This is a genomic window from Mycobacterium sp. SMC-4 (genome assembly GCF_025263265.1).
Lineage (GTDB): Bacteria > Actinomycetota > Actinomycetes > Mycobacteriales > Mycobacteriaceae > Mycobacterium.
Map to the genome: position 1 here is coordinate 4,416,683 of NZ_CP079869.1, position 26,020 is coordinate 4,442,702.

A 26,020-nucleotide genomic window follows, 5' to 3' on the forward strand; every position below is an offset into this window, starting at 1 on the left:
ATACCGTGTCCGCATGGGGGATTCGCTGAGTCCGTCGGCCATCAGCCGTCTGGCCATCGCACTTCGGCCGGACTGGTCGCGGACCGTGGCGGCCCGACGGGCGCTGGCCGCGGTACTGGTCGTATTGGCCGCAGTCGCGGCATGGCGTGACGATCCCCATGCCGATCGCGCCGACGTGGTGATCGCCGTGCACGATCTGGGCCCGGGCGTGCAACTGAGCGCGGCCGACGTTCGACGCGAAAGTCGCAGGGCCCGTGACCTTCCCGAAGGTGCACTGATCCGGGTCGACGAGGTCGTCGGCGCCACGCTGGCCGGCCCAATGCGTCAGGGAGAGATCGTGACCGATGTCCGGGTGCTGGGGCCGCGGCTGGCCGAAGCCACTCTCGGTCCGGACACTCGCATCGTGCCGTTGCCGCTGGCCGATGCGGCCGTGGTCGAGTTGGTCCGCGTCGGTGACGTCGTGGATATCGTGGCCGCACCGCCGTCCGCCGACGTCGGAACCCAGGCGCGGCTGATCGCCACCGACGCGGTGGTCGTGCTGGTATCTCCTGAGGGCAGCGGGCCCACCTCGCGCAGTAATCGAGTCGTCCTCGTCGCTCTGCCCGCCGCCGCGGCCCGGACGGTCGCGGGAGCTGCTCTGGTTCAGGCCGTCACGGTGACGTTGCATTGACACGAAAAACCCCGGTGCCAGGCACCGGGGTTTCTTCGTTTATGTCTGTCAGAAGCCGCTGGCAGTGACCGGCGAGCATTGCGGACCCGTTCCCACGTTGCGTGGGTCGAAGGCGCCACCCCAAGCGTTGGAACGCGAGGTGCCTTGCGCCTGCCAGCCTTGCGAACCCACCCACGAGGGGCCGGCTTCGGTCGCGGTCTGCTTGGGCGTGCTGACGTCGGCGACCCGCACGTCGGAGGTGCCTGAGGTACCCGTGGACGTGACGCACCGGTCGCCACCCGCGATGCTGGCAGCCTGCCCCGACCGGACCACGCCATCGGGGGCGAACTGCTGATGCGCCGGGTCGTTCGGATCGGCACCGGCGGTCCCCGCGCCGAAGGTCAGAGCGGCTGCGGCGAGGGCGACTGCGCCCACTCCGAAAACACCGTATCTCGCCTTGCGAGTGACGGTGCGGGCATCTACGGCCATGCGGCTGCTTCTTTCTGTGACGGTTGTAGTCCAGCGAACTGGAAGTGGGGGTGAAGCTGATAGCAGATTATCAGCACGACCCCTACCACGCACGGCATAGCAACCACGAGATAGCTAACACTGAGCTGTCCGGCAAGCGAAGGGCGGCGAGCAAGCCGGTGGACTCAGTTCAGCGCATCTGTCAACAGAATTGGCCCCAATCCTCCCGGCATCGATAGTCGTTCTCACCCATTCCGCCGAACGCGGACGCCCTGGTCTTCGGGGCCGCCTTCAGTGAGGACCGAACCTGGCCCTGCAACCCGTCTGCGCGCACCTCACCTTGCCCGGCGCTGGACCCGCCGACCCCGGTCGAACTGGGCGTTTCGGCGCCGGCCGCAGTGGCCGTCACGATCGACACGACCGCCGCGGCAACTCCGACGACGACCCGCATCGTCGGACCGAGCCGGACTGTCGTCCGCGTTCCCACACCCACGAAACACCTTCTCTCACAACTTTTCCGCAACCGGCTGCCGCTGCCTCGATCCTACGATCTGTTCGCGGTGCGGTGCCGCCCACGACAGCATGCTGTGATCGGCCCAGAAGGAAATTCACAGGCTAGGAGCCTTTCTCCCGATGCGGCGGTTACCGTCTGATCCAGAACGGACGAACCATTCACCAGGACTTCACCCGAGAAAGGACGCGTGACCATGCTGAAGGGATTCAAAGAGTTCATCTCCCGAGGAAACGTCATCGATCTGGCGGTTGCGGTGGTCATCGGCGCCGCATTCACCGGATTGGTCACGGCGTTCACACAGAATGTCATTCAGCCACTCGTCGACCGGATCGGCGCGGGGCCCGACGCCGAATACGGCATTCTGCGGATTCCGCTGGGCGGCGATCAATTCGTCGACCTCAACGCCGTGCTGTCAGCAGCGATCAACTTCCTGATCGTGGCCGCAGTGATCTACTTCGTCATCGTGGTGCCGTTCAAGAAGCTGAAGGAACGCGACACCAAGGTGGAAACCGAAGAGACCGAACTGACGCTGCTGACCGAGATCCGCGACCTGCTCCGAGCAGAAGCCGCACCGACCAGCGCCGGACGGCACGGCATTACGGACACGGACACCGATACGAGGCAGTGAGCGGCCCGCCCAACGACAGCGGCCCCCGGCTGATGCCGGGGGCCGCTGTTCGTAAAGACGACGTGAGGTCAGTTCATGTTCCAGGGCTCGCCGTAGGTGGTGACGCTGTCACCGGTCGAGGAGACCAGCCGGGCGAACGGACGCAGCAACACACCACCGGCCGCACCGGTGACCGTGCCGTGCGCGTTGGACACCACCACCGAACCACCGGGACCTTCGACATCCACCGAGAACGTCGCGACCTCCTGGATACCCGGACCATTGCCCAGGTCCGCGCTGATCGACACACCCGGGAACAGCGGCGGGGTCACGATGCCGGAGAACTCGTTACCGAACACCGGGTCGAAGAAACCGACACCCTGTAGGCCGTCGAAGGCGATGTTGGGGGTGGTGTAGCTGAAGTTGATACCCACACCCAGCGACCACGGGAAGCCCACCTGGTAACCGAGCTCCATGGTGCCTTGGAAGTCGTCGGCGCCCTCGCCATCGACGATGTAGCTGGCCTTGCCCGAGTGGAACCACTCACGGGTCAGCCGGTTGCGGTCCAGCGGGAACACCCCGTTGAGGAAGGTGTCCCACTGCTGAATGGTCAACGTCCGGCCCTGGCCGTCGACCACACTCAACTCGTTGTCCAGACCTGCATTCGACGTGCCAGTGCTCACGAACAATGCGGCGATCGACGCAATCATCACGATCAATATCCGACTGATGGTTTTCATCTTCTCCCTAGCTTCAGACGGCACCCCCCGGGAGGGCCACCGATCATGCGTGCGCCTGGCTTTCATGGTTCATCGTCAACACCGCAGACTTTATTAGCACGAGAAACATATCGGGACCGAACCTGGACCGGCAACGCACCCCTGGAGAGCGGCCGCCGCCCGCGAACACGGAGTCACGGCATTCAGGCGCAAAAAGTTGGCCCCCGGCGTACGCCGGGGGCCAACGAATACTGCAGCGAATCGCAGGCAGATCAGTTCATGTTCCAGGGCTCGCCGTAGGTGGTGACGCTGTCACCGGTCGAGGAGACCAGCCGGGCGAACGGACGCAGCAACACACCACCGGCCGCACCGGTGACCGTGCCGTGCGCGTTGGACACCACCACCGAACCACCGGGACCCGCGACATCCACCGAGAACGTCGCGACCTCCTGGATACCCGGACCATTGCCCAGGTCCGCGCTGATCGACACACCCGGGAACAGCGGCGGGGTCACGATGCCGGCGAACTCGTTACCGAACACCGGGTCGAAGAAACCGACACCCTCCAGGCCGTCGAAGGCGATATTGGGGGTGGTGTAGCTGAAGTTGATACCCACACCCAGCGACCACGGGAAGCCCACCTGGTAACCGAGCTCCAAGGTGCCCTCGAAATCGTCGGCACCCTCACCGGCGACGATGTAGCTGGCCTTGCCCGAGTGGAACCACTCACGGGTCAGCCGGTTGCGGTCCAGCGGGAACACCCCATTGAGGAAGGTGTCCCACTGCTGAACGGTCAACGTCCGGCCCTGGCCGTCAACCACACTCAACTCGTTGTCCAGACCAGCGTGAGACGTGCCAGTGCTCACGAACAACGCCGCGATGGACGCCACCATCGCGATCAATACCCGACTGATGGTTTTCATGTTCTCCCTAGCGGTTCGGCGGCGACCCGGAGGCGAGTCACCGACTGTCTCTTCTGTGCCTGGTTGCTTTTTCGTTCGCGGAGCTATCGCGCCGACGACTGCGTCAAGCAAGTGCAGTCATGGCATCTGCGACGTGGTGGCCCGGCCTCGGCCGGGCCACCACGTCCTGCTAAGACATCAGTTCATGTTCCAGGGCTCGCCGTAGGTGGTGACGCTGTCACCGGTCGAGGAGACCAGCCGGGCGAACGGACGCAGCAACACACCACCGGCCGCACCGGTGACCGTGCCGTGCGCGTTGGACACCACCACCGAACCAGCGGGACCCGCGACATCCACCGAGAACGTCGCGACTTCCTGGATACCCGGACCGTTGCCCAGGTCCGCGCTGATCGACACACCCGGGAACAGCGGCGGGGTCACGATGCCGGCGAACTCGTCACCCAGACCGGGCGTGAAGAAGCCCGCACTCTCCAGGCCGTCGAAGGCGATATTGGGGGTGGTGTAGCTGAAGTTGATACCCACACCCAGCGACCACGGGAAGCCCACCTGGTAACCGAGCTCCAAGGTGCCCTCGAAATCGTCGGCACCCTCACCGGCGACGATGTAGCTGGCCTTGCCCGAGTGGAACCACTCACGGGTCAGCCGGTTGCGGTCCAGCGGGAACACCCCATTGAGGAAGGTGTCCCACTGCTGAACGGTCAACGTCCGGCCCTGGCCGTCAACCACACTCAACTCGTTGTCCAGACCAGCGTGAGACGTGCCAGTGCTCACGAACAACGCCGCGATGGACGCCACCATCGCGACGAGCACCCGACTGATGGTTTTCATGTTCTCCCTAGAGATCTAGAGGTGTCCCGGGGGCGGGTCACCGGTGGTCGTCCATGCCTGGCACTGCCACACCACACACTTGGCAAGAGCCGGATGTGAAGGGAATTAGGAACCTCACACCCTTGTCTTACGAAACACTCATCGTCTTGACCAGAGGAACATAACGGTGGGGCTTCAGACCGGCAACGCGAACGCTGGGTGGTGTTGGGCAGCGCACAGGGTACCGGCCGTCCGCATGATGGGATTCGTGGTTGCCGACCCCCTCGAAGGTGCGACGGCGGGGCTGCCGGAAAAACGTCGCTGATCTCGATCCCGCAGACAGTTGTTCGCAAACGGTGTGAGGTCCGTTACAGCTGAGCCGGAAGTGAAAACCCCGGGCGAAGCCACAGGTCAGTCGTGGTGCGGCGGAACATTGTCACGCAGCCAGCGCTCATGGGCAGCCGCGTCGCGGGATGACGGGTGCTCGCGCTCGTCGGCCGTGGTGTCCGGCAACGGCGCCCCGAAGATCGCATCGAGCTCGTCCTTCGAAGGCTCATGCTGCTCGCTCAACGCACCCTGCCTTGTGATCAAGATCACGAGATTGACGTACTAAGAGTTCACCTGATTTTAACTTTGCAGGTCAGGTGCATTTCCGGAAACGCTGGAGGTCAGATTTCCAGACTGGAGAGCTGACCGATCACCTGAGCCGCAAGCGGGCCCAGGGTGGCCATCCCGTCGCGGACCGCGGCGCGCGATCCCGCCAGGTTCACCACCAGCGTGCTGCCTGAGACACCCGCCAGCCCGCGGGAGACTCCTGCTTCACCGATGCCGGCGGACAGCGCCGAGGAACGGAGCGCCTCGGCGATGCCCAGCAGCTCACGATCCAGCAGGTCCCGGGTGGCCTCGGGCGTCACATCGCGAGGGGTCACCCCGGTGCCGCCCACCGAGACCACGAGGTCGACACCGCCGATGACCGCCGTGTTGAGGGCGTTGCGGATCTCGACCTCGTCGGAAGACACCACCACGACACCGTCGACGACAAACCCGGCCTCACCGAGAAGCTCCGTGACCAACGGGCCGCTGTGGTCCTCTTCGTCGCCGTGAGCGGCTCGGTCATCGACGACCACGACCAGGGCGCGACCCACCAACGCATGCGGCTGTTCCATGAGCTCAACCGTATATGTCGGATCGGACACGGCTACAGCCAGACGTAGCACGGTCGGCGTCGGCTCACTGATCGACGTCACTGCGCCGCCCTGCCCAAGGTGACCTCGAGGGTCTGTTCGCGGCCGCCGGCGTCCCGGTAAGTCAGCGTCACCTTGTCCCCGGGCGCTTTGGAGCGGACCGCGGCCACCAATGCGTCGGCGCTGCTGATGACGCGGTCATCGAGGCGGGTCACCACGACGTCGCTGGGCAGCCCGGCCGCAGCCGCCGCCCCGTCGCCGGACACTTCGACGATCCTGGCGCCGTCGACGTCCGCGTCGTTGCCGACCTGCACACCGAGCGAAGCGCGCGACGCGGTGCCGGTCTGGATCAACTCGTCGGCGATGCGCTTGGCCTGATCGACCGGAATCGCAAAGCCCAGGCCGATCGAGCCGCCCTGCGGGCCGCCGGCACTGGCTCCGAGCGTGGCGATCGCGGAGTTGATGCCGACCAGCTCACCGTTCATGTTGACCAACGCACCACCGGAGTTGCCCGGGTTGATGGCCGCGTCGGTCTGGATCGCGTCGAGCACCGTGTTCTGGTTGCGCGCGTCACCGCCGGCCGCGACCGGCCGGTTCAGGGCGCTGATGATGCCGGTGGTCACAGTGCCTGCCAGGCCCAGCGGCGAGCCGATCGCGACCACATCCTGGCCGACCCGCAGGTCCGCCGAGGACCCCACGGTGATCGGCGTCAGCTCGGATACGTTGCGTGCCCGCACCACCGCGATGTCGCTGCCGGGATCGGTACCGATGACCGTGAACTCGGCATTGCGTCCGTCGTGGAAGGTGACCTTGGTGACCGCACGGCTGGCGGCGCCACCCGGGGCGGCCGGATCGGCCGCACCGGCCACGACATGGTTGTTGGTCAGGATCAGCCCGTCGGCGGACAGGATCACCCCGGAGCCCTCTTCGGTCGAGCGGCCCTGCTTGACTTCCAGCTTGACCACACTGGGAACCACCTTCATGGCCACCTGCTCGACCGAGCCTGCGGGTACCGAAGCCGCGGGCCGGCTGGGAGCGGCCCCGAGCGCACCGATGCCCGCGGCGCCGTTGTGATCCGGGTGCACGAGCATCGCCACGCCGCCGCCGACTCCCGCCGACAGCATCGCCAAGACCGTCGCACCCACCACGAGCGCCCCTGCGCGCGAACGCTTTCGGGGCTGCGCCGGACCACCTGGGACACCCGGCTGCGGGTACTGGCCGGGGCCGGTCGGTATCGGGGCGCCAGGGTAAGGGTCATAGGAGGCCCGAAACGCCTGGCGCTGTTGCTCTGTCGCGTAGCGCCAGTCATAGCCCTGCCGGTCGTAGAAGCCCGACCGCTGTGGGTCGACATGTCCCCCGGGCATACCGGATTGACGACCCTCGTGGGGGTTCGGCGAGTACCTCGGGTGGTTGGTCATTTGCTGTGGCGCTCTCTCCCTGAGAAAGTTCGGTGTCGCTCGGTCCAACGATCGGTGCTGCTCCAGAGTGCCCAGTAGGACTGAGAATCCCCTTAGAGATGCCTCGGGATACCCGCACACTGTGCATCACCATCGTCGCTGGTGTCGCCGTTCGGCGCAGATATCAGCGACCGCGTGTCGCCCGCGTCACGCCTCGGGCACTGCGTTCTGGCCGGCATTGCCGCCGGACGCACGGCCCGGCAGCAGCACATGCATGGCGGTCCCCGGCGGTTGCCCGCCGGGCTCGGCCTCGTTGACATACAGGGCGCCGCCGTGGCGGAGCACCACCTGTTTGACGATCGCCAATCCCAGACCGGATCCGGGCATCGCCCGGGCCGCTGCCGAACGGTAGAAGCGCTCGAAGACCAGATGGCGCTCCTGCGGAGCGATGCCGGGACCCTGATCGGACACCACCAGCTCGGCGCGCAGCGGGTCCACCTGGGTCAACCGGACCGTCACCCGCCCACCGGGAGGACTCCACTTCGCCGCGTTGTCCAACAGGTTGAGCACCGCCCGCGCCAGCCCGGCGGCATCGCCGTACACCTGCCACGGTGTGACCTCGACGTCGAACTCGATGTCGTTGCGGCGCCGACGAACTCGCTCCAGCGACCGCTCGATGACGTCGCCCAGCTCGACGATTTCGTGGATCACGCCGCCGGCGTCGGCGCGGGTGAGGTCGACCAGATCCCCGACCAACGTGGACAGTTCCTCGATCTGGGCGATCACGTCGGACTGCAGCTCAGCCATCTCCTCTGCGGGCAGCCGCGGAGCGCCCGGCTTCTGCGAGGCCATCAGCAGTTCGACATTGGTGCGCAGCGAGGTCAGCGGGGTGCGCAATTCGTGGCCGGCGTCGGCCACCAAACGTGATTGCCGGTCGCGTGACTCGGCCAGCGCTCCGAGCATCATGTTGAAGGTCTCGGTCATCCGCGCCAGCTCGTCGCTGCCGAATACCGGGATGGGTCGCAGGTCGCTGGTCCGGGCGACCCGTTCGGCCGCCTCGGTCAGCCGGGCCACCGGTCGCAGCGCTGCTCGGGCGACCATCCCGCCGGCGATCGCCGCGACCGCCACGCCCAGACCACCGATGATCAGCAAAACACTGCTCAACCGCTGCAGGATCACGCCGGTGGGTTCTCGGCTCTTGGACAACAGCAGCGAGGCCCCGGTGTTCTGGATGTGCAACGCAAGCACCCGCTGGTCCTTCACGGTGCGCAGCGACATCAGCAGCCGGCCCTCCATCACGTCGCGCTCCGGGCCGCCGATGGGGAGCGTCTGCCCCGGCTGCTGATAAGTGAACTTCACCCGGCCAGGCACGTAGTAGATCGCGTTGATGTCCGAAAACGCGGTGCCCTCGATCGCCTTGGCCGGATCGATCGACAACGAGCCGCTCTCGAACAGCAGCTGGGCGCGGGCGCGCAGCTGGTTGTCGATGTCGTCGTAGAGGGCGCGCGACACCACGGCATACACCGCGACGGCCATCGGCAGGACCACCATCACGACCATCGACATCGCCAGCAACATCACCCGCCAACGCACCGACAAGGAGCTGGCAGCAGGGGGTGGGCCGAACCGGGGCGGCCAGGTCGCGACGTTGCCGTGAGCCATCAGGGTGGGGTCTCACGCAGCACGTAACCCACTCCGCGCACGGTGTGGATGAGCCGCGGTTCGCCTTCGGCCTCGGTCTTGCGCCGCAGGTAGCCGACGTAAACCTCCAGGGCGTTGCCCGAGGTGGGAAAGTCGAAACCCCACACCTCTTCCAGGATCCGGCTGCGGGTCAGCACTCGGCGCGGGTTGGCGATCAGCATCTCCAGCAGCGCGAACTCGGTGCGGGTCAGGCTGATCTGGCGGTCCCCGCGGGTGACCTCACGGGTGACCGGGTCCAAGGACAGGTCCGAGAAGGTCATCGCCGCCGATTCGGCCGAGCCGTCGTCGGGCGTGGTGCGTCGCAACAGCGCGCGCATCCGGGCCAGCAGCTCCTCCAACGCGAACGGCTTCGGCAAATAGTCATCGGCACCGGCATCCAGGCCGGCGACGCGCTCGGACACCGAGTCGCGGGCGGTCAGCACCAGAATCGGCAGGTCGTCACCGGTGCTGCGAAGCTGCCGACACACTTCCAGACCGTCCAGTCGCGGCATCATCACATCCAGGACGACGGCGTCGGGGCGGTTGCTGGCGATCATGTCCAGCGCTTCGCGACCGTCCTGAGCCAGTTCGACCGCGTACCCGTTGAAAGCCAGGGAGCGCCGAAGGGATTCGCGGACCGCGCGGTCATCGTCTACGACAAGTATGCGCACTGGCACAGTGTCGGCCCCGCGACTGAGAGTGACCTGAGAGGCGCGCCGCTCATGCGGCGGGTTTCAGAGAATCAGCGGCGGTCGAGGTCGATCAGACCCAGCCGGGCGGCCTTGAGTAGGCGGCGCGGCACCTTGCGCTGCTGACCTGCGACGGTGACGCCGACCAGGTTGGTGGGGGTGGCTTTCCACTGCGCGCGCCGGCTACGGGTGTTCGCGCGCGACATTCTGCGCTTGGGCACAGCCATGATCGAGCTCCATCGTTCGGGGTTCTCCGGCAGGGGCAACGCCCCCGAGCCTGGACTACCGGGTACCGGCAATTGGTGATCAGGATAGCTGTTGCGGGCGGCGGGCTCCAAACCCCGGCCCGCGACCGACCTGGCTGGACCGCAGCGATCTGGCCAAAGGGCTATCCGATACCCGCGGTAGCCGCTAACCTACCGACTGGTTGGGAGACGGACGAGACGGGAGTGTGTGTGACGGACCGCCGCGAGGTCGGGGGTGCCCCTGTCCGCATCGGCAATTGTTCAGGGTTCTACGGCGACCGGTTCTCGGCGATGTCCGAGATGCTCACCGACGGCGACCTCGACTACCTGACCGGTGACTATCTCGCCGAGCTGACCATGCTGATCCTGGGCCGCGACCGGATGAAGAACCCCGACCGCGGGTACGCCAAGACCTTCCTACGTCAGCTGGAGGAATCCCTCGGGCTGGCCCTGGACCGCGGCGTGCGCATCGTCGCCAATGCCGGTGGCGTCAACCCCGCGGGACTGGCCGACGCCGTCCGTGCGCTGGCCGACCGGCTCGGCCTGGCCGTCACGGTCGCCCACGTCGAGGGAGACGATCTGCTGTCCCGCGCCGACGAACTCGGCCTGGGCACGCCGCTGACCGCCAACGCCTACCTCGGTGCGTGGGGCATCGTCGAATGCCTCGACGCCGGCGCCGACGTGGTGGTCACCGGTCGGGTGACCGACGCATCGGTGGTCGTCGGGCCGGCGGCCGCCCACTTCGGTTGGCAGCGCACCGAGCACGACAAGATCGCCGGTGCCGTGGCAGCCGGCCATGTCATCGAATGCGGAACCCAGGCCACCGGCGGCAACTACGCCTTCTTCACCGAGATCGCCGACCTGGTACGACCCGGGTTCCCGATCGCCGAGATCCACGCCGACGGCTCGTCGGTGATCACCAAGCACTCCGGCACCGGCGGTGCGGTGACCGTGGACACCATCACCGCGCAGTTGCTCTACGAGATCGCCGGCGCTCGCTACGCCAACCCCGACGCGACATTGCGGGTCGACACCGTGGAGCTGACCGACGTCGGCGCCAACCGGGTACGCCTGAGCGGTGTGCGCGGCGAACCTCCCCCGTCGACGCTGAAAGTCTCGCTCAACAGCCTCGGCGGCTTTCGCAACGAGATGACATTCGTGCTGACCGGCCTGGATATCGACGAGAAGTCCGCCCTGGTGCGGCGGCAGCTGGAGTCCAGCCTGTCCGCCCGCCCCGCCGAGCTGCAGTGGACCCTGGCCCGCACCGACCATACCGACGCCGACACCGAACAGACAGCCAGCGCGCTGCTGCGATGCGTGGTGCGTGACCCTGATCCAGCTGTGGTGGGACGCCAGTTCTCTTCGGCTGCCGTGGAGCTGGCGCTGGCCAGCTATCCGGGATTCACCACCACCGCGCCCCCGGGTGACGGGCAGGTCTACGGCGTGTTCACCGCCGCCCACGTCCCGGCCGACCGAGTACCCCACGTCGCGGTCCTGCCCGACGGCACCCGCACGGATGTGGCACCCGCACCCACGACCTGCGACCTGGAACCGGTGCCCGCACCGGCAGCACCGTCACCCCGAATATGGGGCACCACCCGGCGGCTACCGCTGGGCACCATCGCAGGGGCCCGCAGCGGTGACAAGGGTGGCAGCGCCAACATCGGGCTCTGGGTCCGCACAGACGATCAATGGCGTTGGCTTGCCGAGGTTCTGACAGTCGACAGACTGCGGGAACTGCTGCCCGAGACTGCCCGGCTGCCGGTGACCCGACACCTGCTCCCCAACCTGCGTGCGGTCAACTTCGTCGTCGACGAGATTCTCGGTGCCGGCGTGGCCTATCAGGCGCGCTTCGACCCGCAGGCCAAGGGGCTCGGAGAATGGCTGCGCAGCCGCCATCTGGACATACCCGAGGAGTTGTTGCTGTGAGCATCTGGACCACACCGGAGCGCGACGAACTGCGAAAAACGGTGCGCTCCTTCGTCGAACGGGAGATCCTGCCCCACGTCGAGCAGTGGGAACACCACGGTGAGCTGCCGCGTGAGCTGCACCGCAAGGCCGCAGACGCCGGCCTGCTGGGCGCCGGTTTCGCAGAGTCGGTCGGCGGCGAGGGCGGGGACGCGGCCGACGCCGTCGTCATCTGCGAGGAAATGCACCGGTGCGGCTGCCCCGGCGGTGTCTATGCCTCATTGTTCACCTGCGGGATCGCCGTTCCCCACATGATCGCCTCGGGTGATGCCCACCTGATCGACAACTATGTGCGACCGACCCTGCGCGGCAACAAGATCGGAGCGCTGGCCATCACCGAACCGGGTGGCGGGTCCGATGTCGGACACTTGCGCACCCGTGCCGAACGCGACGGCGACGACTTCGTCGTCAACGGCGCCAAGACCTACATCACCTCGGGCGTCCGCGCCGACTACGTGATCACCGCGGTACGCACCGGAGGCCCGGGAGCCGCCGGAGTTTCTCTGCTCGTCGTCGACAAGGACAGTGCTGGATTCACCGTCACCCGTAAGCTCGACAAGATGGGCTGGCGCAGCTCGGACACCGCGGAACTGTCCTACTCCGATGTCCGGGTGCCCGCCAGCCACCTCGTCGGCCCGGAGAACAGTGGCTTTCTGCAGATCGCTGCGGCCTTCGTCAGTGAACGTGTCGGCCTTGCCGCCCAAGCGTATTCGAGCGCGCAACGGTGCCTGGACCTGACAGTGGACTGGTGCCGGCAACGCGAGACGTTCGGCAAGCCGCTGATATCGCGGCAGTCGGTACAGAACACGCTGGCCCAGATGGCCCAACGCGTCGATGTGGCCCGCGTCTACACCCGCCACGTCGTCGAACGCGAACTGGCCGGCGAGACTGACCTGATCACCGAGGTGTGCTTCGCCAAGAACACTGCCGTCGAGACTGGCGAATGGGTGGCTCACCAGGCGGTGCAACTGTTCGGCGGCATGGGCTACATGACCGGCACCGAGGTGGAACGCCAGTACCGCGACATGCGCATCCTCGGCATCGGTGGAGGCACGACCGAGATCTTGACCTCACTCGCCGCCAAGACCCTGGGATATCAGACATGACATCAGCGAGAAGCGCAGCGCCCGCATCGGCTCTGACGTCCACCCTCGACGTCCGGTCCGCCGCCTACCGGGACGCGGCTGAAGCCATGACGGCCAAAGTCGCCGAACTCGACGCCGAACACCTCAAGGCACTCGCCGGCGGCGGCGCCAAATACGTCGCGCGCCATCATGATCGCGGCAAGATGACAGCGCGTGAACGGATCGAGGCGCTCGTCGACCCTGATTCGCCATTCCTGGAGCTGAGCCCGCTCGCGGCGTGGGGCACCGACTTCACCGTGGGAGCCAGCGTGGTTACCGGCATCGGCGTGGTCAGCGGAGTGGAATGTCTGCTGGTCGCCAACGACCCCACCGTCAAAGGCGGCACCAGCAACCCATGGACACTTCGCAAGATTCTGCGCGCCAACCAGATTGCACTGGAGAACCGGCTGCCGGTGGTCTCGTTGGTGGAATCGGGCGGTGCCGATCTCCCCACTCAGAAGGAGATTTTCATCCCGGGCGGCCAGATGTTCCGCGACCTGACGCGATTGTCGGCGGCCGGGATCCCGACCGTGGCCATCGTGTTCGGTAACTCGACCGCCGGCGGCGCCTACATTCCCGGCATGTCCGACCACGTGGTGATGATCCGGGAACGCTCCAAGGTGTTTCTGGCCGGGCCGCCACTGGTCAAGATGGCCACCGGCGAGGAGTCCGACGACGAGTCGTTGGGTGGGGCCGACATGCACGCCCGGACCTCCGGCCTGGCCGACTATTTCGCCGTCGACGAACTCGACGCCCTGCGCATCGGCCGGCGCATCGTCGCCCGGCTCAACTGGCGCAAGCGGGGCCCGGCCCCCGCACCGGTCAGGGCGCCGATGTTCGACGAGAACGAACTTCTCGGAATCGTGCCCGCCGATCTACGCATCCCCTTCGACCCGCGTGAAGTGATCGCCCGGATCGTCGACGGCTCGGAGTTCGACGAGTTCAAACCGCTCTACGGCGGCTCACTGGTGACCGGCTGGGCGACCCTGCACGGTTACCCGCTGGGCATCCTGGCCAACGCGCGCGGCGTGCTGTTCAGCCAGGAGTCGCAGAAGGCGACCCAGTTCATCCAGCTGGCGAACCGTTCGGACACCCCACTGTTGTTCCTGCACAACACAACCGGCTACATGGTGGGTCGCGACTACGAAGAGGGCGGGATGATCAAGCACGGCTCGATGATGATCAACGCAGTATCCAACTCGACCGTGCCACACATCAGCGTCTTGATCGGGGCGTCCTATGGGGCGGGCCACTACGGCATGTGCGGACGCGCCTACGACCCGCGGTTCCTGTTCGCCTGGCCGAGCGCGAAGTCGGCGGTGATGGGCGGTCCACAGCTGGCCGGCGTACTGTCGATCGTCAGCAGAGCCGCTGCCGAGGCCCGTGGACAGGCCGTGGACGAGGATGCCGATGCGGCGCTGCGCGCAGCGGTCGAGGCGCAGATCGAAGCGGAGTCGCTGCCGATGTTTCTGTCCGGGCGGCTCTACGACGACGGGGTGATCGACCCACGCGACACCCGCACCGTGCTGGGGCTGTGTCTTTCGGCGATCGCCAGCGGCCCGATCGAGGGGACGTCGAACTTCGGCGTCTTCCGGATGTGAGCGCCCCGATGCCGCCCGAATCCGCGATTACGGCGCGCTCGGCGACGCTGAGCGGCCGAAATCGCGCCGAAATCGCGCCGATCAGCCGGGTGATGGTCGCCAACCGGGGAGAGATCGCCCGTCGCGTGTTCGCCACCTGCCGACGGCTGGGCATCGGTACCGTGGCGGTCTACACCGAACCCGACGCCGACTCCCCGCACGTCGCCGAGGCCGACGCCCGAGTGCGGCTGTCCGGCACCCGCGGCTACCTGGACGCCACCGCGCTGATCGCAGCGGCGCAGGCAGCCGGCGCCGACGCCGTGCATCCGGGCTACGGATTCCTCTCGGAAAACCCGGATTTCGCCGCAGCCGTGCAACAGGCGGGACTGACCTGGATCGGTCCGCCGGTAGCCGCGGTCGCGGCCATGGGATCCAAGATCGAGGCCAAGAAGCTGATGGCTGCGGCCGGAGTTCCGGTGCTCGACGAGCTGGATCCCGATACCGTCACCGCGGACATGCTGCCGGTGCTTGTCAAGGCGTCCGCCGGGGGCGGGGGCCGCGGGATGCGGGTGGTGCGCGAGCTCTCCGAGTTGCCCGCGCAGGTGGCCGCCGCGCGCCGGGAAGCGCAGTCCGCGTTCGGAGACCCGACGGTGTTCTGTGAGCGCTACCTCGAGACCGGCCACCATGTAGAGGTGCAGGTGCTCGCCGATCAGCACGGCACGGTATGGGCGGTCGGCGAGCGGGAGTGCTCGATCCAGCGCCGACACCAGAAGATCATCGAGGAAGCGCCCTCGCTACTGGTACAGCGACATTCGGGCATGCGCGACCGACTCTTCGATGCGGCTCGGCTGGCCGCCACCGCCATCGCCTACACCGGCGCGGGCACCGTGGAGTTCATGGCCGCCGAGGACGGATCGTTCTTCTTCCTGGAGATGAACACCCGGCTTCAGGTCGAGCATCCGGTCACCGAGTTGACCACTGGGCTCGACCTGGTGGAACTACAGATCGCCGTGGCTGGGGGTGCACCCCTGGCTGCGGCGCCCCCACCGATGCGCGGATGCTCGATCGAGGCCAGGCTGTATGCCGAGAATCCGGCCTTGGATTGGCAACCGCAGCCGGGACCGGTGCACCGGTTGACGGTCCCGCAGGTCGCCGGCGAGTTCGGGCTCATCGACCGGCTCGGCGTGCGGCTGGACTCGGGAGTGTCCGACGGATCGCAGATCTCGGTGTTCTACGACCCGATGATCGCCAAGGTCATCTCGGTTGCGCCCACCCGAGCCCAGGCGGCGATGCTGTTGGCCGACACCTTGATCCGCACCCGGATCCACGGCGTTCGCACCAACCGCGACCTCCTGGTCAATGTCTTGCGCCACCGCGCCTTCCTCGACGGTGCCACCGACACGGCGTTCCTGGACCGCCATGGCTTGGCCGAGCTGGCCGCACCCACTGCCGACGCCGCCACCGTCGCATTGTCGGCGGTCGCGGCCGCGCTGGCCGACGCCGCGCACAACCGTGCCGACGCACCCGTTCTCGCTGGGCTGCCCGCCGGTTGGCGCAATCTCGTCTCGGGGTATCAGACCAAACTCTTCCGCGACGACGGCGGTGCGGTTCACGAGGTGCAGTACCGGCACCGTCGGGACGGGATGCACATCGCAGGACGCGACGACGTCACAGTGGTCGATGCCACGCCACATCGAGTGGTCCTGAGCATCTCCGGTGTCGACCGACCCTTTGACGTGGCCCGCTACGGTTCCGATGTCTTCGTGGATTCGCCCAGCGGTGCAGTGCATCTCGCGTCGCTGCCACGTTTCCCCGATCCGTCCCAAGCGCTCGCCCAAGGCTCGCTGTTGGCCCCGATGCCTGGTTCGGTGCTGCGGGTCGGGGCCGCGGTCGGTGACGAGGTCACCGCGGGCCAGCCTCTGGTGTGGCTGGAGGCGATGAAGATGGAACACACCATCAGCGCGCCCGCTGCCGGGGTGCTGACCGAACTGCACGTCGAACCGGGCCGCCAGGTCGAACTCGGCGCGGTGCTGGCCCGCGTCGAACAACCCCAAGGAGATACTGCATGAGCAGCTTCATCGAAACCGACGAGCAGCAAGCGCTACGACAGGCGGTGGCCGCGATGGCCGCCAACTACGGGCAGGACTACTACCTGGAGAAGGCCCGCGCCGGACAGCACACCGACGAACTGTGGTCTGAGGCAGGCAAACTCGGTTTCATTGGGGTGAATCTGCCCGAGCAGTACGGTGGCGGCGGCGCCGGCATGTACGAGTTGAGCCTGGTGATGGAGGAGATGGCCGCAGCCGGTTCAGCGCTGCTGATGATGGTCGTCTCCCCCGCCATCAACGGCACCATCATCGCCAAGTTCGGCACCGAGGAGCAGAAGCAGCGGTGGCTGCCCGGCATCGCCGACGGGTCGGTCACGATGGCGTTCGCCATCACCGAGCCCGACGCCGGGTCCAATTCCCACAAGATCACCACGACCGCCCGCCGCGACGGCAGCGACTGGATCCTGTCCGGCCAGAAGGTCTACATCTCCGGCGTGGACCAGGCCCAGGCGGTGCTGGTCGTCGGCCGCACGGAAGATCACAAGACCGGAAACCTCAAACCCGCGCTGTTCATCGTGCCGACCGACGCCAAAGGCTTGAGCTACACCAAGATCGACATGGAGATCGTCAGCCCGGAATTCCAGTTCCAGCTGTTCCTCGACGAGGTGCGCCTGCCCGCCGACGCATTGGTGGGGTCCGAGGACGCCGCGATCGCGCAGCTGTTCGCGGGACTGAACCCGGAACGCATCATGGGCGCTGCCAGCGCGGTCGGCATGGGCCGCTTCGCGATCAACAAGGCCGTCGACTACGTCAAGACGCGCCAGGTGTGGAAAACACCGATCGGCGCCCACCAAGGTCTGTCGCATCCGCTGGCACAGAATCACATCGAGATCGAACTGGCCAAGCTGATGATGCAGAAAGCCGCAGCGCTCTACGACAGCGGGGACGACGCGGGGGCGGCCGAAGCCGCCAACATGGCCAAGTACGCCGCCGGTGAGGCATCGGTGCGCGCCGTCGACCAGGCCGTGCAGTCGCTGGGCGGCAACGGTCTGACCAAGGAGTACGGCATCGCCTCGGTGCTCACCGCGTCGCGGTTGGCCCGCATCGCCCCGGTCAGCCGGGAGATGGTCTTGAACTTCGTGGCACAGACCTCGCTCGGTCTGCCGCGGTCGTACTGATGAGCACGCTGGTCGACTACCGCGTCGACGGGTGCGCGGCGTGGTTGAAGCTCAACTCACCGCACAACCGCAACGCGCTGTCCACCGCGCTGGTCGAGCAACTCCACGACGGGTTCAGCCGAGCGTCGGCGGATCCGGCTGTGCGGGTGGTCATTCTCTCCCACACCGGTTCGACGTTCTGCGCGGGCGCGGACCTGGGTGAGACCGCAGGCGCCGGTGTCGCAGAGACGGCGCTGGCCCGGGCCGGCGAGATGACCCGTCTGTTGCGTCGCATCCTCGAATGTCCGATGCCGGTGATCGCGGCGGTCGACGGACATGTGCGCGCCGGCGGTATGGGGTTGGTGGGTGCATGTGACATCGCAGTGGCCGGCGCTGCGAGCTCCTTCGCATTGACCGAGGCGCGCATCGGGGTCGCGCCGTCGATCATCTCGCTCACGCTCATCCCCAAACTGACGGCGCGGGCGGCCGCTCGCTACTTCCTCACCGGGGAGAAGTTCGACGCCGATGTCGCCGCAGAGATCGGTCTGATCACCGTCGCCACCGACGACGTCGCAGCGTCGGTCTCGACGTTCGTCTCGGCGGTGCAGCGGGGTTCGCCGCAAGGGCTGGCGGCGTCGAAGGCGTTGACCACCGCGGCCATCCTCGCTGACTTCGATCGGCGCGCCGAGAAATTGACGCAGGAGTCGGCGGCGTTGTTCGATTCAGCGGAGGCGCGCGAGGGGATGTTGGCGTTCTTGGAGAAGCGGCCTCCACACTGGGCGGTCTGAGCGCTTACAGTTTGGTGAACGGGCTTGCGTGTTTCAGCGTTGGCCGTACCCTCATAGGCGATGTATGGGTGCGCAGCGGCGAGCTCCCAGGCCAGGGACCGTCGATGAGAAGATGGCCACAATGAACCGGCCCGCCTCGGGCAACGGGGCGATGCGTGCCGCTGACACCGATCGGATTCAGGTGGCCCAGCTGCTCACCGAAGCGGCGGCGTCGGGAAAGCTCGGCGTCACCGAGTACGAGCAGCGGCTGACCAAGGCCTACGCTGCCGAGACCCTCGACGAATTGGACCGGTTGTCGGCCGACCTTCCCGGTGCGACGCCCCGCACTCGACGCGGACCCTGCCGGCCGGCTCCCTCGAGTCTGCTACTGGCGATCTTGAGTGGGTTCGAGCGTCGCGGCCGGTGGAACATCCCGAAGAAGCTGACCACGTTCGCGCTGTGGGGCGGCGGCGTGGTCGACCTGCGCTACGCCGACTTCACCGCCCATGACGTCGAGATCCGCGCCTATTCCATCATGGGCGGACAGACCATATTGGTCCCGCCAGAGGTCAATCTCGACGTCCACGGACGCGCGGCGATGGGCACCTTCGAGCACCACATCAACAGTGACGGATCGCCAGGTGCACCCTGTGTGCGGATCGGCGGGTTCTCGCTGTGGGGCAGCGTCGCCGTCAAGCGCAAGAAGCGTAAAGGCTCCTAACGCCGACGTCGGTCATCGGCGACGCCGCTTGGCGCCGAGGTAATCTCCGACCACCGCTGCACCGAGGCCGTCGAGGTCGGGCACCACGACCCGACCGCCGACCCGGCGAGCCACCTGATCGATGAACCGGGCCAGTCCGGGGTCATTACCCAGCCGGAAGATCGTGACCTGCGCGCCCAGCCGGGTGATCTCGTCGAATCCGCGCACGGTGTGAGCGATGGTCCGCGGGTGTGGCGGGTAGTCAAAAAAGACAGCAGAACGTCCATTCCCGTCGAAGTCCTCCAGGTGAGCCGTCGGCTCCCCGTCGGTGACGATGAGCACCACCGGCTGGGCGTTGGGGTGCCGGCGCAGATGCCGCGACGCCAGTGCCAACGCGTGGTGCAGGTTGGTGCCCTGCTCGTAGACGCCCTCCAACCCGGTCAGCTCCGCAGAGGTCACCGTCCGCGCGTAACGCCCGAACGCGATGATCTGCAGATCATCGGAGCGGAAGCGGGTGCCGACCAGGTGGCTGAGCGCCAGCGCGGTCCGCTTCATCGGCAGCCAGCGATTCTCCATCACCATCGAGAACGACGTGTCGACCAGCAATGCCACCGCGGCCTGGGTGCGGGTCTCGGTCTCGGAGATCTCGACGTCGTCGACGGTGATGCTCAACGGCGCCGACGGCTGCCCAGTGCCGGCCTCCCGCAGCACCGCGTTGGTCAGTGTCCGGGTGACATTCCACGGCTCGGTGTCACCGAACTGCCAGGGCCGCGTCGCGCCGGTCAGTTCCCCTGCCGCACCGGCCCGACGGGTTTCGCGCTCGCCGTGGCGCCCGGAAAGCTGTTGGGCGACATCGCGTAACACAGCTTGCCCGAGTTGACGCATGGCTTTCGGAGACAGCCGCCACTGCCCGTCGGCACCGCGGTCCAGGAATCCCTCGTTCATCAGCGCGCGTTCCAGCTCAGCCAGCGTGCGCGCGTCGACGGCGGCCTCGTCGCCGAGCTGGCGGGCCAGCATATCGAGGTCGACATCGTCCATGGTCGCCCCGGCGTAACTCTGCGACAGCTGCTCGGCGAGCTGTTCGAGTTCGGCGATGTCGGCCAGTGCCTGCGCACCCTCGCCCATGCCCAGCGGATCGTCGCCGGAGAACCGCTGTGATCCGTCCCAGTCTTCTCCGGGGCGGGCGGCCTGCAGGTGCGAGTCGAGCCGGTCCAGTGCGTTCATCAGCGACGGGGAGCCGAACGCCTGCTGGGCCAGCGAATCCAGCTCGGCGCGCTGTTGTTCGGACAGGCTGTTGCGGAACCGCTGCGCGGCGGCCGCGCGCTTGGCCAACGAGTCGAGCAGCTCGTCGATGTTGCCCGGGTTCTCGGGAAAGAACTGGCCGTGTTTTGCCATGAAATCCCGGAAGTCCTGCTCGGTATCTTCGCCTTCGGCGTGCTTGTCGAGCAGGTCGTTGAGGTCATCGAGCATGTCGTTGACCCGCTGACGGTCCTCGTCGGTGGCGTTCTGCAACGCCTCCTTCATGCCGGCGAACCGCTGATCGAGCATCTCGCGACCGAGCAGATCCTTGATCTGCTCATACTTTTGGTGGGCCTCCGGCGAGCGCCACTGGTACTCCGACAACTCCTGGACCGCCTTGGCCGGCGAGGGCGACAACGACTCCAGCTGCAATTCGCCGAATCGAGCATCGTCGTCCAGCGCGCGGGCCAGCTCCTTGCGTTCGGCCAGCACCGCCTCGTCGAGCAACTTCTTGATGTCGGCCAAGGTGCCGTCAAGGTTGTTGCGCTGCAACAGCTCCCGCCGCCGACGGTTGGCCTGCGCAGCCAGCTTGTCAGCGCCGGGCATGTTCTTCGAGCCGCGGCGTAGCAGTTCGGAGAGCGCACGGCGCGGCGAGGTGCCCTCCATCACGTCCTGCCCGATCGCCTCCAGCGCCTCGCGCAGGTCCACCGGTGGGGCCAACGGGTCGGGCCCACCGGTGTAGCGCGAATATCGCGCCTGGCGTCTAGCCATAGACCGTCTCGCCCTCACCCGTCACCTTGTCGATGCGCTTGGCCAGATACAGCGCCTCCAGCGCCAACTCCACCGCTGCCGCGCGTTGTCCCTCCGAGTTCGCGCCGAGCCGGCGCTGGATCTCGGCGACGGCAGGCACCTCGGGAAGCGCGCTCAGCACGTCGCGCGCCGACACCCGCTCACCGGTGGTGACCGGCGAGCCGTTCTCCACGGCGGTGACGATCGGGCCGACATCGATACCGCCGAGCAGCCGCTGGGCGGTCTCGGCGGTGGCGCGACGCAGCAGGTGCTCGAGCACCGCCTGCTCGCGGCCCTCTTCGCCGGACTCGAACTCCAACTTGCCGCGCAGCACATCGATCACCGTCGCAAGATCGACGACCCGAGCGACCGGCTCGTCCTCACCGAGCACTGCGGCCCGATGCCGCGCTGAGGCGGCCACCGTCTCGGCGGCGGCGATCGCGAAGCGCGCCGACACACCGGAACGCTGGTCGATGGACGAAGACTCCCGCAAGCTGCGCGCGAAGCGCGCCAGTACCTGCAGCAGGTACTCCGGCACCTCGGCGGCCAGGTGCGCTTCCTGGGTGATGACGCCCACCTCGGCGTCGAGTTCCAGCGGGTAGTGCGTGCGGATCTCGGCGCCGAAGCGGTCCTTCAGCGGGGTGATGATCCGGCCGCGGTTGGTGTAGTCCTCCGGGTTGGCGCTGGCGACCACGAGCACGTCCAGCGGCAACCGCAGCGTGTAGCCACGCACCTGGATGTCGCGTTCCTCCATCACGTTGAGCATCGCAACCTGGATCCGCTCGGCGAGGTCGGGAAGTTCGTTGACCGCCACGATGCCGCGGTGGGCACGCGGGATCAGACCGTAGGCGATGGTCTCCGGATCACCCAGGCTGCGACCTTCGGCCACCTTGATCGGGTCGATGTCACCGACCAGGTCGGCCACGCTGGTGTCAGGGGTGGCCAGCTTCTCGGTGTAACGCTCGCTACGGTGCCGCCACGTGACGGGCAGATCGTCGCCGGAGTCGGCGGCCCGGCGAATGGACTCGGGGGTGATGGGGCTATAGGGATGCTCGCCGAGTTCGGCGCCGGCGATCACCGGCGTCCACTCGTCGAGCATGCCGTTCAGTGCCCGCAGCAACCGGGTCTTGCCCTGCCCGCGCTCGCCGAGCAGCACGATGTCGTGACCGGCGATCAGGGCCCGCTCCAGCTGGGGGATCACGGTCTCATCGAAACCGAGGATGCCGGGCCACAACTGTTCGGCGTCGGCTCCGGAGCTCAACGCGGCCAGCAGATTCTCCCGGATCTCAGCCTTGACGCTACGTTCCTGGTGTCCCGAAGCCCGCAGTTCGCCGACGGTCCTGGGCAGGTCGTTGGGTGAAGTCACCACACCACGCTACGACGCCTGTGCCTCATAGGGTGTGACGGTTCGCCTGATCAGCCCGCACGCTGGCATTTTGCGCACACACCATCGTGGCGGACGTTGGGTTTCGGCACGCGTATCGCCGCTCAACCGAGTCTCAACCCAACACCGGACCGCCGGTCGACGCATCGACGCGCACGCGCTCGTGATCAGACCACCCGGCCGCGGCCATCGCGTTGCGGACTCGCGTCAAGAACACCTCAGGGCGGTATTTGAGGATGTCCCGGCTCAGCCTGATGATCGTCCAGCCGTGCGCCTGCAGTTCGGCGGACCGATCGATGTCGCGGGCACGCACCGACGGATCGGTCCAGTGCTGGGGCCCGTCGTACTCGATGCCGACCTTCCACTGCTGCCAACCCATGTCCAGGCGTCCGATGAAGTATCCGTGGTCGTCGCAGACCAGGATCTGCGTCTTAGGACCTGGGAAACCTGCCGCGACCAACAACAGCCGCGTTCTGGTCTCCTGCGGAGATTCCGCCCCGCCGTCCATCAGGTCGAGCGCAGCCCGCAGTCGCTCAAGGCCACGTGCACCGCGGTGGCGCCGCACCAGAGGTTCAACCTGCGAGCTCGTCAACCGGGTCGCGTGAGCGAGAGCGTCCAGGCTGACAACCGCGTCCACGAGCGGGTTCCACCTCCCGAGATCGAACGCGGTGCGCGCCGGAGTCGTCGCGGGGACGCCGCGGACCACACACACTTCGTCATCGGCCAGCGTGTCCCTATAAATCACGATCCCGTCTACGCCGCCGGCCTGCATACGGATCAACTCCGCCGGGGCCTGCGCGTCGATCCACCGTGCGCCGTGCAGTGCCGAAGCCGACCGTCCCGCGACGGTTGCAGCGCGCCCGGACCACAGCCACGCGGCGGCGGCGCGTATCACGGGCGTGACCGCAATGCCCTGCGCTAGATAGACATTGCGATACAGCCGCTGATGGCGACTGCGCAACGCGCGGCGGCTCACGTCGCGTTCAGTACCGAGAAACGGCCCGCCACTCTCCACCCAGGCACCGTGACACCACGTCCCGACACAATTCCCGCGTCAACTGCCTCACGGCCTTCAATCTGGGGATAACGTGACTGCTGGGCGTCACCGAACGTTGGCTTTTGGCACGCTTAGCCGCTCGACGCGTACATCAACCCAACATTCGACCGGTCGGGTCCGCGCGCTCAGTGTGCGAAGTGCCGTGCCCCGGTCAGGTACAGGGTGATCCCCGCCGCCTCGGCCGCTGCGGTCACCTCGTCGTCGCGCACCGAACCGCCCGGGTGCACAACCGCGGTGACCCCTGCCTGAATCAGAGTTTCGAGACCGTCGGGGAACGGGAAGAACGCATCGGAGGCAGCGACCGCGTCGCGGGTGCGCTCCCCGGCCCGCTCCACGGCCAGCCTTGCCGCGTCGACGCGGTTGACCTGACCCATACCCACCCCGACGGTCGCGCCGTCCTTGGCGACGACGATCGCGTTGGACTTCACCGCGCGGCAGGTCCGCCACGCGAAGGCCAGATCGGCCAGCGTCTGCGGGTCGGCAGGCGCACCGGTGGCCAGCGTCCAGTTGTTGGGGTCGTCGCCCGCGGCGTCCAGCGCGTCGCGCTGCTGCACCAGCAATCCGCCACTGACCTGACGGAACTCGGAGCCACCGCGCGGCGGCTCGGAGGCCACCAGGACGCGGATGTTCTTCTTACGGGCCAACACCTCCACCGCTCCGGGGTCATAGGCCGGCGCCACGATCACCTCGGTGAAGATCTCCGACACCGTCTCGGCCATCTCCACCGACACCGCGGTATTGGCAGCGATCACGCCCCCGAACGCCGACAACGGGTCGCATTCATGGGCCTTGCGATGGGCTTCGGCCACCGAGACCGAGGACACCGCAATGCCGCACGGGTTGGCGTGCTTGATGATCGCCACGCAGATGTCGTCCTGATCGAAGGCCGCGCGCCAGGCGGCGTCGGCGTCGGTGTAGTTGTTGTAGGACATCTCCTTGCCGTGCAACTGCTCGGCCTGGGCAAGTCCGGGCCACCCCGCATCGTCGCGGTAGAGCGCCGCCTTCTGGTGGGGGTTCTCGCCGTAGCGCAGCACCGCGGCACGCCGGAACGTCGCGCCGAACCACGGTGGCAGCTCAGCACCACCGTCTTGAGGGGCCAGCACCGACTCCATCCACGATGCCACCGCCACGTCGTATTCGGCGGTATGCCGGAATGCCAACGCCGCCAGCTTCTTGCGCTCGGCCAGGGTGAATCCACCGGCGCGCACCGCCGCCAGCACCCCGTCGTAGCCCAGCGGGTCGACCACGACCGCGACGCTGGGATGGTTCTTCGCGGCAGCGCGCACCATCGACGGCCCGCCGATGTCGATCTGTTCCACACACTCGTCGACGGCGGCGCCGGAGTTGACGGTCTGGGTGAACGGATACAGGTTCACCACAACCAGTTCGAACGCGTCGACGCCGAGCTCCTCCAGTGCCGAGACGTGCTCGGGTTTGCGCTGATCAGCCAGCAGCCCGGCATGCACCCGCGGGTGCAGAGTCTTGACCCGACCGTCGAGGACTTCGGGAAACCCCGTGACGTCCTCGACCGGTGTCACCGGAACACCAGCCCCGGCAATGGTTTTCGCCGTCGATCCGGTCGACACGATGGACACGCCGGCCTCGTGTAGCCCCTGGGCCAGCGAGACCAGTCCGGTCTTGTCGTAGACGCTGATCAGTGCGCGGCGGATATGTCGCCGGCTCTCGGTCGCACTCATCCTATGGTCGCCTTTCTTCCCGTCCAGGTCACACCGCGGGTAGCCAGCGCTGCCAGGACATCTACCAGGAGCTGTCGTTCGATCACCTTGATACGTTCATGCAGGGTGGCCTCGTCGTCATCGTCGAGCACCGGCACGGCCTGCTGGGCGATGATGGGTCCGGTGTCCGTACCCGCGTCGACCAGGTGCACGGTGCATCCGGTGACGCGCACGCCGTAGTCCAAAGCATCGGCCACCGCGTGCGCACCCGAGAACGCCGGCAGCAGCGCCGGATGGGTGTTGACCACCCGGCCCGGGAATCGGGAAAGAAACGCCGGGCCAAGGATTTTCATGAAGCCGGCCGAGACCACCAGGTCAGGCTGGTGCGCGGCGGTGGCCTCGGTGATGGCGACGTCCCATGCGGCGCGGTCGGGGTGATCACCGACGCGCACGGTGAACGTCGGGATCGACGCCGCAGCGGCGACGTCCAGCGCGGGGCAGGCACGGTCGGTGCCGACGGCCACGACGCGGGCCGGATACTCACCGATCGCCGAGCGCAGCAGCGAGGCCAGCAGTGATCCGGTACCCGAGGCCAAGACGACCACCCGCGCCGGCACACTCGGGGGCACGCGGACGTCGGGCTGCACGC

At 67.2% G+C, this 26,020-nt stretch carries 25 protein-coding genes; 9 read left to right on the plus strand and 16 right to left on the minus strand.

Translation table 11 applies throughout. From position 1 onward, the window contains the following. Positions 1 to 13: 13 nt before the first annotated feature. The gene (locus tag KXD98_RS21000) at positions 14 to 670 is read left to right on the plus strand and encodes an SAF domain-containing protein (RefSeq protein ID WP_260760204.1); all 657 of its coding nucleotides are present in this window, start codon (positions 14 to 16) and stop codon (positions 668 to 670) included. 48 nt (positions 671 to 718) lie between these two features. On the opposite strand, the gene KXD98_RS21005 is transcribed toward KXD98_RS21000, so the two are convergent. Then, on the minus strand, positions 719 to 1,138 hold the full coding sequence (locus KXD98_RS21005) for a hypothetical protein (RefSeq protein WP_260760205.1): 420 nt from the start codon (positions 1,136 to 1,138) through the stop codon (positions 719 to 721). Positions 1,139 to 1,319: 181 nt separating this feature from the next. Next, positions 1,320 to 1,610, minus strand: a complete 291-nt coding sequence (locus tag KXD98_RS21010; RefSeq protein WP_260760206.1) for a hypothetical protein — start codon at positions 1,608 to 1,610, stop codon at positions 1,320 to 1,322. A gap of 214 nt (positions 1,611 to 1,824) precedes the next feature. Between KXD98_RS21010 and mscL the strand changes: the two genes are divergently transcribed. After that, positions 1,825 to 2,259, plus strand: coding sequence for a large-conductance mechanosensitive channel protein MscL (gene mscL, locus KXD98_RS21015; protein ID WP_260765331.1), 435 nt, complete (start codon positions 1,825 to 1,827; stop codon positions 2,257 to 2,259). A gap of 68 nt (positions 2,260 to 2,327) precedes the next feature. On the opposite strand, the gene KXD98_RS21020 is transcribed toward mscL, so the two are convergent. The 9 genes from KXD98_RS21020 to rpmF all read right to left on the minus strand — a co-directional run bounded on the left by KXD98_RS21020 (position 2,328) and on the right by rpmF (position 9,864). Further along, complete coding sequence (locus KXD98_RS21020; protein WP_260760208.1) at positions 2,328 to 2,978, minus strand: MspA family porin; 651 nt, start codon at positions 2,976 to 2,978, stop codon at positions 2,328 to 2,330. Between the two features lie 251 nt (positions 2,979 to 3,229). Continuing rightward, complete coding sequence (locus KXD98_RS21025) at positions 3,230 to 3,880, minus strand: MspA family porin (RefSeq protein ID WP_260760209.1); 651 nt, start codon at positions 3,878 to 3,880, stop codon at positions 3,230 to 3,232. A 177-nt stretch (positions 3,881 to 4,057) separates the two neighbouring features. Further along, positions 4,058 to 4,708 (minus strand): MspA family porin, encoded by a 651-nt coding sequence (locus tag KXD98_RS21030; RefSeq protein ID WP_260760210.1) that lies wholly within the window; start codon positions 4,706 to 4,708, stop codon positions 4,058 to 4,060. Positions 4,709 to 5,098: 390 nt separating this feature from the next. After that, the gene (locus KXD98_RS21035; protein WP_260760211.1) at positions 5,099 to 5,257 is read right to left on the minus strand and encodes a hypothetical protein; all 159 of its coding nucleotides are present in this window, start codon (positions 5,255 to 5,257) and stop codon (positions 5,099 to 5,101) included. Between the two features lie 98 nt (positions 5,258 to 5,355). Next, on the minus strand, positions 5,356 to 5,853 hold the full coding sequence (locus KXD98_RS21040) for a molybdenum cofactor biosynthesis protein B (RefSeq protein ID WP_260760212.1): 498 nt from the start codon (positions 5,851 to 5,853) through the stop codon (positions 5,356 to 5,358). A gap of 77 nt (positions 5,854 to 5,930) precedes the next feature. Then, on the minus strand, positions 5,931 to 7,289 hold the full coding sequence (locus tag KXD98_RS21045) for a S1C family serine protease (protein ID WP_260760213.1): 1,359 nt from the start codon (positions 7,287 to 7,289) through the stop codon (positions 5,931 to 5,933). A 186-nt stretch (positions 7,290 to 7,475) separates the two neighbouring features. Further along, positions 7,476 to 8,930, minus strand: coding sequence for a cell wall metabolism sensor histidine kinase WalK (locus tag KXD98_RS21050; protein ID WP_260760214.1), 1,455 nt, complete (start codon positions 8,928 to 8,930; stop codon positions 7,476 to 7,478). Continuing rightward, entirely contained in the window at positions 8,930 to 9,619 is a 690-nt protein-coding gene (locus KXD98_RS21055; RefSeq protein WP_260760215.1) for a response regulator transcription factor, read from the minus strand. Before KXD98_RS21055 ends, KXD98_RS21050 begins: the two co-directional genes overlap by 1 nt. Before the next feature lie 71 nt (positions 9,620 to 9,690). Further along, positions 9,691 to 9,864, minus strand: a complete 174-nt coding sequence (rpmF, locus tag KXD98_RS21060) for a 50S ribosomal protein L32 (protein ID WP_067953617.1) — start codon at positions 9,862 to 9,864, stop codon at positions 9,691 to 9,693. 309 nt (positions 9,865 to 10,173) lie between these two features. Between rpmF and KXD98_RS21065 the strand changes: the two genes are divergently transcribed. The 7 genes from KXD98_RS21065 to KXD98_RS21095 all read left to right on the plus strand — a co-directional run bounded on the left by KXD98_RS21065 (position 10,174) and on the right by KXD98_RS21095 (position 19,247). Then, the gene (locus KXD98_RS21065) at positions 10,174 to 11,811 is read left to right on the plus strand and encodes an acyclic terpene utilization AtuA family protein (protein ID WP_260765332.1); all 1,638 of its coding nucleotides are present in this window, start codon (positions 10,174 to 10,176) and stop codon (positions 11,809 to 11,811) included. Next, complete coding sequence (locus KXD98_RS21070) at positions 11,808 to 12,956, plus strand: acyl-CoA dehydrogenase family protein (RefSeq protein ID WP_260760218.1); 1,149 nt, start codon at positions 11,808 to 11,810, stop codon at positions 12,954 to 12,956. The genes KXD98_RS21065 and KXD98_RS21070 overlap by 4 nt, the downstream gene beginning before the upstream one ends. Then, entirely contained in the window at positions 12,953 to 14,575 is a 1,623-nt protein-coding gene (locus tag KXD98_RS21075; protein WP_260760219.1) for an acyl-CoA carboxylase subunit beta, read from the plus strand. Before KXD98_RS21070 ends, KXD98_RS21075 begins: the two co-directional genes overlap by 4 nt. Positions 14,576 to 14,667: 92 nt before the next feature. Next, positions 14,668 to 16,623: a biotin carboxylase N-terminal domain-containing protein gene (locus KXD98_RS21080; RefSeq protein ID WP_260765333.1), complete on the plus strand. Its 1,956-nt coding sequence runs from the start codon at positions 14,668 to 14,670 to the stop codon at positions 16,621 to 16,623. Next, positions 16,620 to 17,780 (plus strand): acyl-CoA dehydrogenase family protein, encoded by a 1,161-nt coding sequence (locus KXD98_RS21085; RefSeq protein ID WP_260760220.1) that lies wholly within the window; start codon positions 16,620 to 16,622, stop codon positions 17,778 to 17,780. Before KXD98_RS21080 ends, KXD98_RS21085 begins: the two co-directional genes overlap by 4 nt. Continuing rightward, positions 17,780 to 18,547 carry an enoyl-CoA hydratase family protein gene (locus KXD98_RS21090; protein WP_260760221.1) on the plus strand — a complete coding sequence of 256 codons (768 nt, stop codon included), beginning with the start codon at positions 17,780 to 17,782 and terminating at the stop codon, positions 18,545 to 18,547. The genes KXD98_RS21085 and KXD98_RS21090 overlap by 1 nt, the downstream gene beginning before the upstream one ends. Positions 18,548 to 18,668: 121 nt before the next feature. Next, positions 18,669 to 19,247, plus strand: coding sequence for a DUF1707 domain-containing protein (locus tag KXD98_RS21095; protein ID WP_260760222.1), 579 nt, complete (start codon positions 18,669 to 18,671; stop codon positions 19,245 to 19,247). A gap of 12 nt (positions 19,248 to 19,259) precedes the next feature. On the opposite strand, the gene KXD98_RS21100 is transcribed toward KXD98_RS21095, so the two are convergent. The 5 genes from KXD98_RS21100 to purN all read right to left on the minus strand — a co-directional run bounded on the left by KXD98_RS21100 (position 19,260) and on the right by purN (position 26,018). Next, positions 19,260 to 21,236 carry a VWA domain-containing protein gene (locus KXD98_RS21100; RefSeq protein WP_260760223.1) on the minus strand — a complete coding sequence of 659 codons (1,977 nt, stop codon included), beginning with the start codon at positions 21,234 to 21,236 and terminating at the stop codon, positions 19,260 to 19,262. Further along, positions 21,229 to 22,620 carry a sigma 54-interacting transcriptional regulator gene (locus KXD98_RS21105; RefSeq protein WP_260760224.1) on the minus strand — a complete coding sequence of 464 codons (1,392 nt, stop codon included), beginning with the start codon at positions 22,618 to 22,620 and terminating at the stop codon, positions 21,229 to 21,231. Before KXD98_RS21105 ends, KXD98_RS21100 begins: the two co-directional genes overlap by 8 nt. Positions 22,621 to 22,753: 133 nt before the next feature. After that, on the minus strand, positions 22,754 to 23,614 hold the full coding sequence (locus tag KXD98_RS21110; RefSeq protein ID WP_260760226.1) for a DUF559 domain-containing protein: 861 nt from the start codon (positions 23,612 to 23,614) through the stop codon (positions 22,754 to 22,756). A gap of 206 nt (positions 23,615 to 23,820) precedes the next feature. After that, positions 23,821 to 25,392 carry a bifunctional phosphoribosylaminoimidazolecarboxamide formyltransferase/IMP cyclohydrolase gene (purH, locus tag KXD98_RS21115; RefSeq protein ID WP_260760228.1) on the minus strand — a complete coding sequence of 524 codons (1,572 nt, stop codon included), beginning with the start codon at positions 25,390 to 25,392 and terminating at the stop codon, positions 23,821 to 23,823. Continuing rightward, on the minus strand, positions 25,389 to 26,018 hold the full coding sequence (purN, locus tag KXD98_RS21120) for a phosphoribosylglycinamide formyltransferase (protein WP_260760229.1): 630 nt from the start codon (positions 26,016 to 26,018) through the stop codon (positions 25,389 to 25,391). The genes purH and purN overlap by 4 nt, the downstream gene beginning before the upstream one ends. Positions 26,019 to 26,020 lie beyond the last annotated feature (2 nt).

Excerpts from the sequence above, each read along its gene's own strand:
- KXD98_RS21065 (WP_260765332.1), top strand. The coding sequence starts at position 10,174 with ATGTCCGAGATGCTCACCGACGGCGACCTCGACTACCTGACCGGTGAC.
- KXD98_RS21005 (WP_260760205.1), bottom strand. The coding sequence starts at position 1,138 with ATGGCCGTAGATGCCCGCACCGTCACTCGCAAGGCGAGATACGGTGTT.
- KXD98_RS21025 (WP_260760209.1), bottom strand. The coding sequence starts at position 3,880 with ATGAAAACCATCAGTCGGGTATTGATCGCGATGGTGGCGTCCATCGCG.
- KXD98_RS21075 (WP_260760219.1), top strand. The coding sequence starts at position 12,953 with ATGACATCAGCGAGAAGCGCAGCGCCCGCATCGGCTCTGACGTCCACC.
- KXD98_RS21080 (WP_260765333.1), top strand. The coding sequence starts at position 14,668 with ATGGTCGCCAACCGGGGAGAGATCGCCCGTCGCGTGTTCGCCACCTGC.
- KXD98_RS21050 (WP_260760214.1), bottom strand. The coding sequence starts at position 8,930 with ATGGCTCACGGCAACGTCGCGACCTGGCCGCCCCGGTTCGGCCCACCC.
- KXD98_RS21090 (WP_260760221.1), top strand. The coding sequence starts at position 17,780 with ATGAGCACGCTGGTCGACTACCGCGTCGACGGGTGCGCGGCGTGGTTG.
- KXD98_RS21095 (WP_260760222.1), top strand. The coding sequence starts at position 18,669 with ATGAACCGGCCCGCCTCGGGCAACGGGGCGATGCGTGCCGCTGACACC.
- rpmF (WP_067953617.1), bottom strand. The coding sequence starts at position 9,864 with ATGGCTGTGCCCAAGCGCAGAATGTCGCGCGCGAACACCCGTAGCCGG.
- KXD98_RS21100 (WP_260760223.1), bottom strand. The coding sequence starts at position 21,236 with ATGGCTAGACGCCAGGCGCGATATTCGCGCTACACCGGTGGGCCCGAC.
- KXD98_RS21020 (WP_260760208.1), bottom strand. The coding sequence starts at position 2,978 with ATGAAAACCATCAGTCGGATATTGATCGTGATGATTGCGTCGATCGCC.
- KXD98_RS21085 (WP_260760220.1), top strand. The coding sequence starts at position 16,620 with ATGAGCAGCTTCATCGAAACCGACGAGCAGCAAGCGCTACGACAGGCG.
- KXD98_RS21000 (WP_260760204.1), top strand. The coding sequence starts at position 14 with ATGGGGGATTCGCTGAGTCCGTCGGCCATCAGCCGTCTGGCCATCGCA.
- KXD98_RS21045 (WP_260760213.1), bottom strand. The coding sequence starts at position 7,289 with ATGACCAACCACCCGAGGTACTCGCCGAACCCCCACGAGGGTCGTCAA.
- purH (WP_260760228.1), bottom strand. The coding sequence starts at position 25,392 with ATGAGTGCGACCGAGAGCCGGCGACATATCCGCCGCGCACTGATCAGC.
- KXD98_RS21040 (WP_260760212.1), bottom strand. The coding sequence starts at position 5,853 with ATGGAACAGCCGCATGCGTTGGTGGGTCGCGCCCTGGTCGTGGTCGTC.
- KXD98_RS21030 (WP_260760210.1), bottom strand. The coding sequence starts at position 4,708 with ATGAAAACCATCAGTCGGGTGCTCGTCGCGATGGTGGCGTCCATCGCG.
- mscL (WP_260765331.1), top strand. The coding sequence starts at position 1,825 with ATGCTGAAGGGATTCAAAGAGTTCATCTCCCGAGGAAACGTCATCGAT.